The organism is Streptomyces sp. NPDC051064 (assembly GCF_044455985.1).
GTDB lineage: Bacteria > Actinomycetota > Actinomycetes > Streptomycetales > Streptomycetaceae > Streptomyces.
The window spans coordinates 634018-647883 of sequence record NZ_JBITFK010000005.1 but is presented as its reverse complement, the minus strand read 5'-3'; the positions used below and the strand labels follow the sequence as shown (position 1 = coordinate 647883).

Sequence of the window (13866 nt, the reverse complement as noted above, 5' to 3'; positions counted from 1 at the left end):
GCGGGATACTGAGGGCATGCGGTTGACGATTTTCTGGGAACGGATGGCGGATCACTTCGGCGAGGCCTACGCCGACTCCTTCGCGCGCGATCACGTCATGGCGGAGCTCGGCGGCCGCACGGTGCACCAGGCCCTGGCCGCGGGATGGGAGGCCAAAGACGTCTGGCGCGGGGTCTGCTCGGCGGTCGGAGTGCCCCCGGACAAGCGCTGAGCGACGCGGCCATGCCCACCGGCACGGCCGCGTCAGCCGCATCGGTCCCTGCCGGGCCGGGGGACCGGCTGTCACTGCGGTGAGCGAGACTTGTCGCGTGGCCCCGACAGACGAGACAGCCCAGACCCAGCCGCCCGCCTCGCCGCCCGCACCACCGAGTCCGCCGCCCGGCACCGGCCCCGTCCGCATGCCCGGCTGGCTGCCGCGCGCGATGGTCATGGCACTGGCGCTCTACGGGTGCTTCCAACTGAGCAGCTGGGCCTTCTACCAGCTCATCGGGCTGCTGACCAACATCCTCATCGCCTTCTTCCTGGCGCTGGCGATCGAGCCGGCCGTCAGCCGCATGGCCGGGCACGGGATGCGCCGGGGACTCGCCACCTTCCTGGTCTTCCTCGCCGTGCTGATCGCCGGGATCGGCTTCATCGTCCTGCTCGGCTCGATGCTCGCCGGCCAGATCGTCGACATGGTCGAGGAGTTCCCCAAGTACCTCGACTCGGTGATCAACTGGGTCAACCAGACCTTCCACACGGAGCTCTCCCGGGTCGAGGTGCAGGACAGCCTGCTGCACTCCGACTGGCTCCAGAAGTACGTGCAGAACAGCGCTACCGGCGTGCTCGACGTCTCGACCACCGTCCTCGGCGGGCTGTTCCGGCTGCTGATGATCTTCCTGTTCTCGTTCTACTTCGCGGCCGACGGTCCCCGGCTGCGGCGCGCGCTCTGCTCCGTACTGCCGCCCTCCCGGCAGACAGAGGTGCTGCGCGCCTGGGAGATCGCGGTCGACAAGACCGGCGGCTACATCTATTCGCGCGGACTGATGGCGCTGATCTCCGGCGCGGCGCACTACGTCCTGCTGGTGGTCCTCGGAGTGCCCTACGCGCCGGCGCTCGCGGTCTGGGTCGGCCTCGTCTCGCAGTTCATCCCCACGATCGGTACGTATCTGGCCGGCGCGCTGCCCATGCTGATCGCCTTCACGGTCAATCCCTGGTACGCGCTGTGGGTGCTCGGTTTCGTCGTGGTCTACCAGCAGTTCGAGAACTACGTGCTGCAGCCGAAGCTCACGTCCAAGACGGTCGACATCCACCCCGCGGTCGCCTTCGGCTCGGTGGTCGCGGGCACCGCGCTGATGGGAGCCGTCGGAGCGTTGATCGCCATTCCGGCCGTCGCCACGCTCCAGGCGTTCCTGGGCGCGTATGTGAAGCGCTACGACGTGATGGACGACCCACGGGTGCAGGGCGGACACCGCTGGCGCCGTGGCGAGCCGGTGCTGTCGAGGATCCGCCGTGCCATGGGGGGTGGCGGGCACGCCGGAGGCCCGGCCGACGGCAATCCGTGACACCGGTCGGCAGGTCCGGGGTCTGGGCCTGGGCCTCCACGAGGCATCGCCCGAATCCGATGTGAGGCCCGTCGCAGTTCATTGACTTGATCGATGCTGACTGCTATAAGCGGCTACCCTCGTCCGTATCGGTCCGGCGTGGTGCGCTTGACACTGAAATCGAACATCCATTCTCATTGGATTCCGGCCGGGTTTTGCCGGGCCCGACCGTGGAGTTGTCCACAGGCCGGGAGGACGTCGAGGCCCATTGTCAGTGGCAGGGGTTAGCGTCTGTGACGTGAAGCGATCGACTCAAGCAAATCGGGTGGAACCCATGGCAGGAACCGACCGCGAGAAGGCGCTGGACGCCGCACTCGCACAGATTGAACGGCAATTCGGCAAGGGCGCGGTGATGCGCCTCGGTGAGCGGCCGAACGAGCCGATCGAGGTGATCCCCACCGGGTCCACCGCGCTCGACGTCGCGCTCGGCGTCGGCGGGCTGCCGCGCGGCCGCGTGGTGGAGGTGTACGGACCGGAGTCCTCCGGCAAGACGACGCTGACGCTGCACGCCGTGGCGAACGCGCAGAAGCTCGGCGGCTCGGTGGCGTTCATCGACGCGGAGCACGCTCTGGACCCGGAGTACGCGAAGAAGCTCGGCGTCGACATCGACAATCTCATCCTCTCGCAGCCGGACAACGGCGAGCAGGCGCTGGAGATCGTGGACATGCTCGTCCGCTCGGGCGCGCTCGACCTGATCGTCATCGACTCCGTCGCGGCCCTGGTGCCGCGAGCGGAGATCGAGGGAGAGATGGGCGACTCGCACGTGGGTCTGCAGGCCCGCCTGATGAGCCAGGCGCTCCGGAAGATCACCAGCGCGCTCAACCAGTCCAAGACCACCGCGATCTTCATCAACCAGCTGCGCGAGAAGATCGGCGTGATGTTCGGCTCGCCGGAGACCACGACCGGTGGCCGGGCGCTGAAGTTCTACGCCTCGGTGCGTCTGGACATCCGCCGGATCGAGACCCTGAAGGACGGCACCGACGCCGTGGGCAACCGCACGCGCGTCAAGGTCGTCAAGAACAAGGTGGCGCCGCCGTTCAAGCAGGCCGAATTCGACATCCTCTACGGCCAGGGCATCAGCCGTGAGGGCGGTCTGATCGACATGGGCGTGGAGCACGGCTTCGTCCGCAAGGCCGGCGCCTGGTACACGTACGAGGGCGACCAGCTCGGCCAGGGCAAGGAGAACTCCCGCAACTTCCTCAAGGACAACCCCGACCTGGCCAACGAGATCGAGAAGAAGATCCTCGACAAGCTCGGCGTCGGTGTCCGTCCGGAGGATGCCGCGGCGGAGCCCGCAGCCGATGGCGCGGTCACCACGGGTGCCCCGGCCGACGGGGCCGCCAAGTCGGTACCGGCTCCCGCGGCCAAGGCCAAGCCCGCCAAGGCCGCGGCGGCCAAGAGCTAGACCGTGACGCGCCGCACGGAGTGGCCGGGTACCGACGCGGGCCCCGGCCCCGAGTACGCCGCAGAGCCGTCCGGGGGTCCCCCGGAGCCCGGCCGGGGGGCCGGGTTCGGTGAGGGGGCCGGCCGTCGCTCCCGCTCCAGAAGCAGCGGTTCCCCTTCCTCGTCGAGGGCCGAGAAGGGGGAACCGCGAGACCCGGTCGAGCAGGCGCGCAACATCTGTCTCAGGCTGCTGACCGGGACCCCGCGCACCCGTAAGCAGCTGGCTGACGCGCTTCGAAAGCGGGAGATTCCCGACGAGGCGGCTGAGGAAGTGCTCTCGCGGTTCGAGGACGTGGGACTGATCGACGACGCCGCGTTCGCGGACGCGTGGGTCGAGTCCCGGCACCACGGGCGAGGGCTGGCCCGGCGTGCCCTCGTGCGGGAGCTGCGCACCAAGGGGGTGGACCCGACAGTGATCGACGAGGCGGTCGGGCAGCTCGACCCCGAGCAGGAGGAGGAGACCGCCAGGGAGCTCGTCGCGCGCAAGCTCCGCTCCACCAGGGGGCTGGACCGCGACAAGCGTCTGCGTCGGCTCGCGGGCATGCTCGCGCGCAAGGGGTACGGCGAGGGCATGGCCCTGCGCGTGGTGCGTCAGGCGATCGAGGCGGAGGGGGAGGACATGGAAGGGCTGGACGAGCCCTTCTGACCGGTGGAACGGGGGCGGGAGAAGCGGGGGAGCACGAAGCCAGGCCGGCGCGGGGGAATCGGGGGATGAACGCGCAAGTCACGGAGGCGGTCGGCGACGGTGGCGGAGGGGGCCACCGCCGCAGACCGCGCTCGGTGCCGGAAGGGGGCGGGCGGAAGTCCGGTGATCAGTGTCCTGCAAGGGACGCACGGCGGATTGTGGCGTCGATCAGGGCCAGTGCGTCGGCGGCGGTGCGGCCGGGGTGCCGGTTCCAGGGACCGATCAGGCCGGACCAGCCCTGCGAGCGCAGCTCGGTGATCATCCACGCACCGGCACGGTCGACGGTGTCGAGCGACCCGTAGCCGAGCCGGTGAGCCGTCAGCATGGCCCCGCAGAGACAACGCGCGCCACGGGTGTTGCGCAGGCGGTAGGGGGTGTTCTGCCACCCCCACTCGGTGAGGATCTGCCGGGCGTAGCCCAGATGGGTGGACGGGCGCACATCAGGCTGTCCGATGCGGCGCCACGTGTGCAGACGCTCGGGCAGTACAGCGCCGAGGCGCCCGGGAAGCCGGCGCTCGCGCGGCGGTCGCGGAGGCAGGGCCCGCAGGGATTCCTCGACGAGCCGGTCGACAGGCACGGACAGCAGGTCCCGCCAGTCCGCAGGCGTGGGTGCGGGCCGCGTCTCGTCGTCCGATACGGACGCCGGGGGTGCGGTCGGGGGTGCGGGCTCTCGGGCGGTCTGCTCCCAGTCTGTGACGATGCGCTGCCACGCGTCGGTGCCATGGAGCCGGGAGGCCTGTGCGTCGAGCTGGTCCGGGGTGAGCTGAGCGGTTTCCATCGGCGCGACATCTCCGTACATTCCGGTCCTCAGTGATGAGGCGAATGTCCGTCGCGCGCGGCGATTGCTCCACCGGGGAGCAGCGTTCGGGTGGGTCGGAGCGTCGTTCGGTCCAGTGAGCGGCCGGATGACCGGTGACTGTGCCACCGGTCATCCGGCCATCCGTCATCGATCACCGGTCATCGCAAAGGTCATCGGAAGGTCATCGGAAGCGACAGGGCCGCCGGCACGGTGTGGCGGCCGCCGGTGCACGAGGCCAGGCGCGTCAGGTGCTCTTCCTCAGGGAGCGACCGGGAGCCCGGCCGCGCGCCACGCCTGGAAGCCGCCGGTCAGGTCCGTGGCCCGGTGCAGTCCCAGCTGTCGCAGGGAGGCGACCGCGAGACTCGACGCGTAACCCTCGTTGCAGATCACCACGACCCGCAGATCATGGCTCACCGCCTGCGGGACGCGGTGGCTTCCCTGCGGATCGAGCCGCCACTCCAGCTCGTTGCGCTCGACGACCAGAGCCCCGGGGATCAGGCCGTCCTTCTCGCGTAGCGCCGCGTAACGGATGTCGACCAGCAGCGCGCCTTCGTCAGCCTCGGCTGCGGCCTCCACGGGTCCGACCCGCTCGTAGCCTGCCCGTACCCGGTCGAGCAGTTCATCGATGCCCACCGGTCTCGGGTGGAGCTGGTCCGCGTCGCTCACTGCCAGTCCTCCGGGCGTTCGGTCTGCTCCAGGCGCAGCACCGCTCCCGTGCGGCTGTAGCGGCGGATCTGCGGCAGGGGCGGGTAGTACGCGTGCACCGATACGGCGTGCTCGTCGTCGGACTCGTTGAGTACCTCGTGGACGTGGTGGCGGCCGAAGGCCCTGCCCTGCCCGGTCGGCAGGAGCCGGTCCCGGTCGATGCCCTCGCTCAGTTCGAGGGTCTTCCAGCCGTCCGTGGGCAGCCGCGCGGCCAGCGAGTGTTCCCGGAGGGCGCCCGCTGCGACGGTGAAGGCCCCCGTCGACTCGGCGTGGTCGTGCCAGCCCGTGCCCGTACCGGGCGGCCAGCTGATCAGCCACGCCTCGCTGCCGCCGGGACCCTCGAGCCGGAGCCAGGTGCGGCCCTCGGGATCGAGCGGGAGCGAGGCGACGAGCGCGGAGTCCTCCGCGGTCCGGCGGACGAAGCCGAGCAGTTCCGCGGCGGTCGGGGCCGGGGAGCCCGTACCGGCGACGGCGGGCACGCTCGCGTCGTCGGCAGCGGGGGCCGACGGGCCCGCTCCGACGGCGGACTCGGACGCGGGTGTGGGCAGCGTGGGAAAGGGTGCAGACACAGGGACCGTCCTGAGAAGTTCGCGTGGAAGCACAGCCGCGCGACACAGCACGGCGTGCGGGGAAAGGCGATTCAGCAGGACGGGCGACACACGCAGCCCGCATAGCGGACGAGGTCCATATGGACCCTCCGCCACAGGCGCACATCGGTGTCGGTCATGATCTGGAGTACACCATGTGCGCCTGCGACGGTCAATTGACGTCCGCGGTCCGGTCGGAGCTCGTGGTGGTGCGCGCCGGGTCGCCGTGCGCCGTGTCCGGGCCACCCCCGCGCGCCGCGTCCGCCGCCGCGAACAGTTCGGCGGGCCGCACCCCGCTGAAGGCGGCGACGAGGTGCCCGTCCGGCCTGACCAGCAGCACCGTATGGGCCGTCGCCCCCGGGTAGCTCTCGGTCACCAGCAGCTCGGCGTTGACGGGGAGGGCGTCCACCGCGTCGACGAGCCGGGGCATGACACCCGCGGTCAGCCAGTGCCGCCTGTCCCACACCCCCGTGCCCGGTGCGACCAGGATCACGAGCAGATGACCCAGGCCCAGCCGGTCGCGCAGCCGCACCGTCTTCCCGTCGGGCGCGGTCACCCGCACGTCGGCGACCGGCGCACCGGGGTCCGTCCCCACCGACGCGTGCCCCTCGGTGCGTTGAGGCGAAAGAGGGGAGTGCGGGTACGCGGGGGGCGCGCCCAGGGGGCCGCACCCCAGATGGCCATCGGCCAGCAACGTGTCGTGCCCGCGCGCGGTACCGGGTACGAGCGTCCGGAGGCCCGCGCCGCCCCGCAGTATCGGCAGCGACTGGTCGGCGGCGCGCAGCCGGGAGGCGACAGCGGCCCGGCGCTCGGCCTGGTAGCTGTCGAGCAGGAGCTCGGAGGCACTCTGGTGCCAGGCCTGCGCCAGCTTCCAGGCCAGGTTCTCGGCGTCCCGCAGCCCCTCGTCCAGGCCCTGAGTGCCGAGCGCGCCCAGCAGGTGGGCGGCGTCCCCGGCGAGGAAGGCGCGCTTGGACCGCCAGCGCCGGGCCAGCCGGTGGTGGAGGGTGTACACGCCCGTGTCCAGCAGCTCGTAGGCCGGAGTCTCACCGCACCAGCCCTCGAGGGTGTCGCGGATCCTGGTGATCAGGGCCTCGGGGGTGACCAGTTCACCGCGCGGCGGAAGGAGCCAGTCCAGCCGCCAGACACCGTCGGGCAGCGGACGCGCGGTTACCTCGGCACCACCGGTGCGCCAGGGTGGGGACCGGTGCAGCACCGCCTCGTCCGGCCAGGGCAGTTCGGCGCGGAGCGCCGCGACAGCGTGCCGCTCGACCGCCGTGCGACCGGGGAACCTGATGTCGAGGAGCTTGCGCACGGTGGACCGCGCGCCGTCGCAGCCCACCAGGTAACTCCCGCGCCACCAGGTCGATCCGGGCTCACGGGTGTGCACCGTGACCCCGTGCGCGTCCTGCTCCAGGGTGTCGATCCTGCTGAACGGCACCATGGTGACCAGGTCCTGCGCGGCGACCGCGGCCCGCAGACCGCCTGCCAGGGCGTGCTGGGGCAGATGGACGGGTGAGGGCAGCGGTACGGTGCCCTCCTCCTCGCCCAGCGGTACGGCCCGCACCAGTTGCTTACGCCGCACCGAACGCCAGCCGGCCCACCGCAGCCCTTCGTCGTGGAGCGCCGGGCAGCCGAGCCGTTCCACCAGGTCCGCGGTGTCCTCGCGCAGCACGACGGTGCGGGCAGGGCGCGGTTCGTACTTCCCTGGGCCCTCGTCGAGCAGCACGGAGGGAACGCCCTGAGCCGCGAGGGCGAGCGACAGCGCCAGCCCGACCGGGCCGGCGCCGACGACGATCACCGGGTCCACGGCGTGAACCCTCCGGCGCTGGTGGGAGTGGCCGTGGAGGTCCTGGGGGCCGAGGGGGAGGAAGGGGGTGCGGCGGCGGTGGTTCGGGGCGCGATCACAGAACGAATGCAACCCACTGCCGGTGCTTGCGTCAAGCGACGGCGGGACGGGGCGCCCGCGTTGCCGCCCCACGCAACCCGTGCAGCTCCCGCGCCTCAATGCTCCCGAAACCGTGTCAGCCCGCCGGCGGACCGGCGGGCTGACACAAAGGTGAGGAGGGCGAACGTCACGAAGGTGAGAAGGGCGAACAACGCCTCCCGTCACGGAAGGCCCGGACGCCTGTTCCGTCAGTCGGTCTTGCCGGTCCCCTCGGTCGACTCGGGCCCGCCTGCCGGGCCGTCCTCGGCGCGGGGCGCCGCGAGGCTGCCGACCGGGAGGATGCCCGGAGTCTCGGCGGCCGCGGCCATCGCGATACCGGTCTTGGCCCGCCGGCCACGCTTCTCGATCCAGGTGGCCAGCGCCGACAGGAGCAGACACATCGCCACATAGATCGTGCCGATGACCGCGATCGTCGAGACGTACGGGTACTGGCTGTTGACCTGGGTGTTGGAGGCGATCAGACGCGCCGTCTGCAGCAGCTCCGGGTACAGGATGATGAAGCCGAGCGAGGTGTCCTTGAGGGTCACCACCAGCTGGCTGATGATCGTCGGCAGCATCGCGCGCACCGCCTGCGGGATCAGCACGCTGACCATCACCTGGGTCTTGCTCATCCCAAGGGCGTACGCCGCCTCGCTCTGCCCCTTGGGCACCGAGTTGATACCCGCGCGCAGCACCTCGGCCTGGACACAGCCGTTGTAGACCGACAGTCCGAGCGCCAGGGCCCACATCGAGTAGTCGGTGAGGAAGCCGACCCAGATGGCGTAGATGGTGATCAGCAGCGGGATCGAACGGAAGAGTTCGATGAAGGTGGTCGCGACCCAGCGGACCGGCTTGTGGTCGGAGAGCCGGCCGATCGCGAGCAGGACCCCGAGGATCAGTGAACCGACGGCCGCCAGCCCGAAGGCCTTGAGCGTGGCGAGCACCGCGTCGGCGATGTTCTGCCGGATGCCCGCGTAGTTGAAGATGTCCCACATCTCGGGGGCCAGGTGCCCCTTGTCGGACAGCCGCACCAAACTGACCGCGATCAGACCCAGGATGGCGAGGCTTCCGACCACGGCATAGATCCGGTTACGGACGGCAGCCTTGGGACCAGGGGCGTCGTAGAGAACGCTGGCACTCATCGGGCGACCTCCATACGACGCTCGAGCAGCCGGAAGAGACCGCTGATGGCAAAAGTGACGACCAGGTAGCCGAGGGCCACCCAGACGAAGACGGGCATGATCTCGTAGCCCCGGTCACTCATCAGCTTCTGCCACCCGAAGAGTTCGGTGACGCTGAAGGCCCCGGCGATCGCCGAGTTCTTCGTGAGGGCGATGAAGATGCTGCTCAGCGGCGGGATGACGGACCTGGTGGCCTGCGGGAGAACCACGATCCGCAGGGTCTGGGCGAACGTCATGCCGATGGAGCGGGCGGCCTCGGCCTGCCCCAGGGGGACGGTGTTGATACCCGAGCGGACCGCCTCGCACACGAAGGAGGAGGTGTAGAAGCCGAGGGCCAGCGAGCCGAGCAGGAAGGGGCTCATGCCCGGGAAGAGGATCTCCGGCACCACGAAGAAGAAGATCAGGAAGAGAAGCGTCAGCGGGGTGTTGCGCAGCAGGGTCACCCAGGCGGTGCCGAAGAAGCGCAGCGGCGGCACGGGCGACACACGGAAGCCGGCGATGGCGACGCCCAGGACCAGAGCGATGACCGAGCTGATGGCGGTGATCGACACGGTGCCTATGAAGCCGTCGCGGTATTCCGGGAAGTTGTCGAGCAATACGTTCATGGGGTCTCCGCGTCGGCGGTCAGCGGCATCTGGGCAGGGGAAGGGGCGCCCCGTACGCTGCCGTACTCAGTGACGGCGGCGTACGGGACGCCTCACTCACGCGTGTGGCGTCAGTGACAGGACGTCAGCGACGGAGCTGCGTCAGTAGCTCTCGATGGCCGGCGGCTCGGTGTACTCCGAACCGGACAGGCCCAGGGTCGCCTCGTAGATCTTCTTGTACGTGCCGTCCTTGACGTGGGTCTCCAGCGACTTGTTGATCGCCTCGCGGAGCACCTTGTCGTCCTTGTTCAGGCCGACGCCGTAGGGCTCGTCGGTGAACGGCTTGCCGACGACCTTCAGCTTGCCGGAGTTGGCGGCGGCGTAACCCTTGAGGATCGAGTCGTCGGTGGTGACGGCGTCGACCTGCTTGGTCAGGAGCTGCTGCACGCAGTCCGAGTACTTGGCCAGCTCGACGACCTGCGCGCCGTATTCGGGCTTCTTGATCTCCTGGAGCGGGGTCGAACCCACGATCGAGCAGACCTTCTTGTCCTTCACCGACTCCTTGCCGGTGATGGAGGTCTCGTCCTTGCGCACCAGGAGGTCCGCGCCGGCCTTGTAGTACGGGCCCGCGAATCCGACCTGCTTCTTGCGCTCGTCGTTGATCGTGTAGGTACCGACGAAGTAGTCGACCTGGCCCTTGGAGATGGCCGTCTCACGGATGCCGGAGTCGACGGTCTTCCACTCGATCTGCTTCTCCGAGAAACCGAGGTCAGCTGCGATCATCCGGGCGAGCTCGACGTCGAAGCCGGAGCGCTCCTTCGTCGACTGGTCCTCGAAGCCGAGGTACGGCTGGTCGGCCTTGGCGCCGATGACCAGCTTGCCGCGCTTCTTCGCGTCCTTGAAGGTCGGGGAGTCGAGGTCGACACCGGTGGCGACGGTGTACTTCGGCAGCTCAGGGGCCTCGGACGAACCGGGCTTGACGCCCGACTGCTTGTCGCCGGCGGAGCCCTCCTTGCCGCCACAGGCGGTCGCGGTCAGGGCGAGCACAGCGATGGCCGCAACTGCGGCCGACTTGCGGAGCTTCATGTGAACAATCCTCGTGTCGTAGGTCGTCGGTATCAGTGGTGCAGAATCTTCGACAGGAAGTCCTTGGCCCGGTCGCTGCGCGGATTGCTGAAGAACTGGTCGGGAGTCGCCTCTTCGACGATCTTCCCGTCCGCCATGAACACCACACGGTTGGCGGCCGAACGGGCAAAGCCCATCTCGTGGGTGACGACGACCATGGTCATCCCCTCCCGGGCCAGCTGCTGCATGACCTCGAGCACCTCGTTGATCATCTCCGGGTCGAGAGCCGACGTGGGCTCGTCGAAGAGCATGACCTTGGGGTCCATCGCCAGCGCGCGTGCGATCGCGACGCGCTGCTGCTGACCGCCCGAGAGCTGCGCCGGGTACTTCTCCGCCTGCACGCCGACGCCCACCCGGTCGAGCAGGGTCCGGGCCTTCTCCTCGGCGGCCTTCTTGTCCGTCCCGCGGACCTTGACCTGGCCCAGCATCACGTTCTCGAGCACCGTCTTGTGCGCGAAGAGATTGAACGACTGGAAGACCATGCCGACATCGGCACGCAGCCTCGCCAGCTCCTTGCCCTCCTGGGGCAGGGGCTTGCCGTCGATCGCGATCGCGCCCGAGTCGATCGTCTCCAAGCGGTTGATCGTGCGGCACAGCGTGGACTTCCCGGACCCGGAGGGCCCGATGACTACGACGACCTCGCCACGGGCGATGGTCAGATCGATGTCCTGGAGCACATGCAGCGCGCCGAAGTGCTTGTTGACGTTGCTCAGTACGACAAGGTCGTCTCCCGCAGGTGCGGCATCCTCGGCGGCCTTGGTCACTGAAACTCCGCTCATCGGCTTCTTGCTCCGTCCTCCTCGGTTAGGCAAGGACACTAGTGACGCAGTGCTACCAGCGTCATTACATCTGAGCGGAAATTGAGCATAACGATCCGGCCGCAACCGGACACACCGCGTGAAGGGGACGCCGCGGGGCGCTCGACGGCATACCGGGTGGGTAACGGAAACCTGGTGGTAACCGGCAGGGACTTGACTGACCCACCCGTCATCGGCGTGGATGCCCTGGTACGGGGATGATGTGAATCGACGCCGTACGGAAAGGTTCGCCGGGCGGAACACCGGTGGACCGTCACGCACGGTTCGCGGTGGTCGCGAAGGAATCACGAGAAGACATGAGGCGGAGAGGGGGGCCATGAGACTGCTGCTCGTCGAGGACGACGACCACGTCGCGGCTGCCCTGTCCGCCGTGCTGACGCGCCACGGCTTCAAGGTCGTGCACGCCCGCAGCGGCGAGGAGGCCCTCCAGGCGCTGCTGCCGGCCGAGAAGGAGCCCTTCGGGGTCGTGCTCCTGGATCTCGGGCTGCCCGACCAGGACGGCTACGAGGTGTGCGGGAAGATCCGCAAGCGCTCCGCGATCCCGGTGATCATGGTGACCGCGCGGTCCGACGTCCGCTCGCGGATCCACGGCCTGAACCTCGGCGCCGACGACTACGTCGTCAAGCCGTACGACACCGGAGAGCTGCTGGCCCGTATCCACGCCGTGGCCCGGCGCAGGACGGCCGGTGAGGAGACCGGGCCGACCCCGCTCGCGGCGCTGCGGATCGGGCCGGTCCACATCGAGCTGCCCACCCGCAGGGTCAGCGTCGACGGCCAGGAGGTACAGCTCACCCGCAAGGAGTTCGACCTGCTCGCACTGCTCGCCCAGCGCCCCGGCGTGGTCTTCCGCCGGGAGCAGATCATCAGCGAGGTGTGGCGGACGAGCTGGGAGGGAACGGGACGCACCCTGGAGGTGCACGTCGCCTCGCTGCGCTCCAAGCTGGGGCTTCCCGCACTGGTCGAGACCGTGCGAGGCGTCGGCTACCGGCTCGTCCCGCCGTCGGCCTGAGGACGTACGCCCCCGTGCGCACCCGCCTGCTCCCTCTGCTCATCGTCCTGATGGCCGCCGTGCTGCTCGCTCTCGGCTTCCCGCTGGCCGTACGCGTGGCCGCCGCCGAACAGCAGCGGGTCGTCATCGACCGGATCGACGACACGGCACGCTTCGGCGCGCTGGCCCAGTTCGTCGACGAACCCGTGCGGGGCACCGAGGAGCGGCAGCGCACCCTGCAGACCGAACTCGAGGCGTACGACTCGGTCTACGGGATCCGGGCCGGAGTCTTCTACCGCGACGACAGAGCCCTCGCCAAGGCGCCGGCCTCATGGACCCTCCCCACCGAGGGAGAAGGGCGTGAGGCGTTCGCGGAGGCCCTCCTCGGCCGTCGCTCCCACGACCCGCCCCAGGTCTGGCCCTGGCAGAACGGCCGGATCGTCGTCGCCTCCCCGGTCGTACGCGACGGGGACGTGGTCGCCGTCGTCGTGACCGACTCGCCCACCGGGGACATGCGGTCCCGCACACTGCGCGGCTGGCTGCTCATCGCCCTCGGCGAGGCCGTGGCCATGCTCGTGGCGGTCGGCGCCGCGTTCCGCCTCACCGGATGGGTGCTCCTGCCCGTACGGACCCTGGACGCGGCCACGCACGACATCGCGAGCGGCCGGATGAGGTCCCGTGTCGTCGCCTCCGGCGGACCTCCGGAGCTCCGGCGCCTGGCGCGCTCGTTCAACGAGATGGCCGACAACGTCGAGGACGTGCTGGAGCAGCAGCGCGCCTTCGTCGCCGACGCCTCGCACCAGCTGCGTAACCCGCTGGCGGCGCTGCTGCTCCGGATCGAGCTCCTCGCACTCGAACTCCCCGAGGGCAACGAGGAGATCGCCTCGGTCCGTACGGAGGGCAAGCGCCTCGCCCAGGTACTCGACGACCTGCTGGACCTGGCGCTGGCCGAGCACACCGCGGCGGATCTCCAGCTCACGGACATCGCCTCACTCGCCGGTGAACGGGTCGCCTCATGGCGTCCGCTGGCCGAGGAGAAGGGCGTACGGCTGGCCCTGGACGGGGCACCGGCGGTGACCGGCTGGGCGGACCCGATCGCCCTCTCCAGCGCCTTGGACGCCGTCATCGACAACGCGCTCAAATTCACCCCCGAAGGCCAGGAGGTCCGGGTCACGGCCGGGCTCGAGGGCGAAGGCGCCACGGTCGTCGTCGCCGACCGGGGGCCCGGCCTGACCGAACAGGAGCTGGAGCGCATCGGCGACCGCTTCTGGCGCAGCGGGCGGCACCAGAACGTCAAGGGATCCGGCCTCGGGCTGTCCATCTCGCGCGCCCTGCTCGCGGCGGGCGGCGGATCGATCCGCTACGGGACGCACGAACCGCACGGCCTGCGGGTGACGGTCACCGTGCCGCGCAACCCGCCGCACGCGTGAGCCCGGCCCTGACC

The 13866-nt window shown here is 69.8% G+C and carries 15 protein-coding genes; 6 read left to right on the top strand and 9 right to left on the bottom strand.

The window, feature by feature from the left end:
- Positions 1-16 precede the first annotated feature (16 nt).
- The 4 genes from ACIBCU_RS21105 to recX all read left to right on the top strand — a co-directional run bounded on the left by ACIBCU_RS21105 (position 17) and on the right by recX (position 3672).
- Positions 17-211, top strand: coding sequence for a DUF3046 domain-containing protein (locus ACIBCU_RS21105; protein ID WP_362930093.1), 195 nt, complete (start codon positions 17-19; stop codon positions 209-211).
- A gap of 187 nt (positions 212-398) precedes the next feature.
- Positions 399-1544 carry an AI-2E family transporter gene (locus ACIBCU_RS21100; protein WP_362930137.1) on the top strand — a complete coding sequence of 382 codons (1146 nt, stop codon included), beginning with the start codon at positions 399-401 and terminating at the stop codon, positions 1542-1544.
- A 313-nt stretch (positions 1545-1857) separates the two neighbouring features.
- On the top strand, positions 1858-2988 hold the full coding sequence (gene recA, locus ACIBCU_RS21095) for a recombinase RecA (protein WP_362930091.1): 1131 nt from the start codon (positions 1858-1860) through the stop codon (positions 2986-2988).
- Between the two features lie 3 nt (positions 2989-2991).
- A complete protein-coding gene (gene recX / locus ACIBCU_RS21090; RefSeq protein WP_362930089.1) occupies positions 2992-3672 on the top strand; it encodes a recombination regulator RecX in 681 nt (226 codons plus the stop codon).
- A gap of 166 nt (positions 3673-3838) precedes the next feature.
- On the opposite strand, the gene ACIBCU_RS21085 is transcribed toward recX, so the two are convergent.
- From ACIBCU_RS21085 to ACIBCU_RS21045, 9 genes are all read right to left on the bottom strand, one after another.
- Complete coding sequence (locus tag ACIBCU_RS21085; protein ID WP_399233021.1) at positions 3839-4489, bottom strand: hypothetical protein; 651 nt, start codon at positions 4487-4489, stop codon at positions 3839-3841.
- 279 nt (positions 4490-4768) lie between these two features.
- Positions 4769-5182 (bottom strand): rhodanese-like domain-containing protein, encoded by a 414-nt coding sequence (locus tag ACIBCU_RS21080; protein ID WP_399233072.1) that lies wholly within the window; start codon positions 5180-5182, stop codon positions 4769-4771.
- Complete coding sequence (locus ACIBCU_RS21075; protein ID WP_362930083.1) at positions 5173-5784, bottom strand: cysteine dioxygenase; 612 nt, start codon at positions 5782-5784, stop codon at positions 5173-5175. Before ACIBCU_RS21075 ends, ACIBCU_RS21080 begins: the two co-directional genes overlap by 10 nt.
- A 71-nt stretch (positions 5785-5855) precedes the next feature.
- The gene (locus ACIBCU_RS21070) at positions 5856-5942 is read right to left on the bottom strand and encodes a putative leader peptide (RefSeq protein ID WP_311605579.1); all 87 of its coding nucleotides are present in this window, start codon (positions 5940-5942) and stop codon (positions 5856-5858) included.
- Between the two features lie 32 nt (positions 5943-5974).
- A complete protein-coding gene (locus ACIBCU_RS21065; RefSeq protein ID WP_362930081.1) occupies positions 5975-7609 on the bottom strand; it encodes an FAD-dependent monooxygenase in 1635 nt (544 codons plus the stop codon).
- Positions 7610-7935: 326 nt separating this feature from the next.
- Entirely contained in the window at positions 7936-8868 is a 933-nt protein-coding gene (locus ACIBCU_RS21060; RefSeq protein ID WP_362930079.1) for an amino acid ABC transporter permease, read from the bottom strand.
- Positions 8865-9512: an amino acid ABC transporter permease gene (locus tag ACIBCU_RS21055; protein WP_104789549.1), complete on the bottom strand. Its 648-nt coding sequence runs from the start codon at positions 9510-9512 to the stop codon at positions 8865-8867. The genes ACIBCU_RS21060 and ACIBCU_RS21055 overlap by 4 nt, the downstream gene beginning before the upstream one ends.
- A gap of 141 nt (positions 9513-9653) precedes the next feature.
- Complete coding sequence (locus ACIBCU_RS21050) at positions 9654-10577, bottom strand: glutamate ABC transporter substrate-binding protein (protein WP_362930077.1); 924 nt, start codon at positions 10575-10577, stop codon at positions 9654-9656.
- A 32-nt stretch (positions 10578-10609) separates the two neighbouring features.
- Entirely contained in the window at positions 10610-11395 is a 786-nt protein-coding gene (locus tag ACIBCU_RS21045; RefSeq protein ID WP_356710160.1) for an amino acid ABC transporter ATP-binding protein, read from the bottom strand.
- Positions 11396-11750: 355 nt separating this feature from the next.
- Here ACIBCU_RS21045 and ACIBCU_RS21040 point away from each other — a divergent pair, with 355 nt between their 5' ends.
- On the top strand, positions 11751-12443 hold the full coding sequence (locus ACIBCU_RS21040) for a response regulator transcription factor (protein WP_362930075.1): 693 nt from the start codon (positions 11751-11753) through the stop codon (positions 12441-12443).
- 14 nt (positions 12444-12457) lie between these two features.
- Positions 12458-13852, top strand: a complete 1395-nt coding sequence (locus tag ACIBCU_RS21035; RefSeq protein ID WP_399233017.1) for a sensor histidine kinase — start codon at positions 12458-12460, stop codon at positions 13850-13852.
- Positions 13853-13866 lie beyond the last annotated feature (14 nt).

Coding starts and splice junctions, on each gene's coding strand:
- ACIBCU_RS21045 (WP_356710160.1), bottom strand. CDS start 11,395: ATGAGCGGAGTTTCAGTGACCAAGGCCGCCGAGGATGCCGCACCTGCG.
- ACIBCU_RS21105 (WP_362930093.1), top strand. CDS start 17: ATGCGGTTGACGATTTTCTGGGAACGGATGGCGGATCACTTCGGCGAG.
- ACIBCU_RS21085 (WP_399233021.1), bottom strand. CDS start 4,489: ATGGAAACCGCTCAGCTCACCCCGGACCAGCTCGACGCACAGGCCTCC.
- ACIBCU_RS21050 (WP_362930077.1), bottom strand. CDS start 10,577: ATGAAGCTCCGCAAGTCGGCCGCAGTTGCGGCCATCGCTGTGCTCGCC.
- ACIBCU_RS21055 (WP_104789549.1), bottom strand. CDS start 9,512: ATGAACGTATTGCTCGACAACTTCCCGGAATACCGCGACGGCTTCATA.
- ACIBCU_RS21060 (WP_362930079.1), bottom strand. CDS start 8,868: ATGAGTGCCAGCGTTCTCTACGACGCCCCTGGTCCCAAGGCTGCCGTC.
- ACIBCU_RS21100 (WP_362930137.1), top strand. CDS start 399: ATGCCCGGCTGGCTGCCGCGCGCGATGGTCATGGCACTGGCGCTCTAC.
- ACIBCU_RS21040 (WP_362930075.1), top strand. CDS start 11,751: ATGAGACTGCTGCTCGTCGAGGACGACGACCACGTCGCGGCTGCCCTG.
- recA (WP_362930091.1), top strand. CDS start 1,858: ATGGCAGGAACCGACCGCGAGAAGGCGCTGGACGCCGCACTCGCACAG.
- ACIBCU_RS21070 (WP_311605579.1), bottom strand. CDS start 5,942: ATGACCGACACCGATGTGCGCCTGTGGCGGAGGGTCCATATGGACCTC.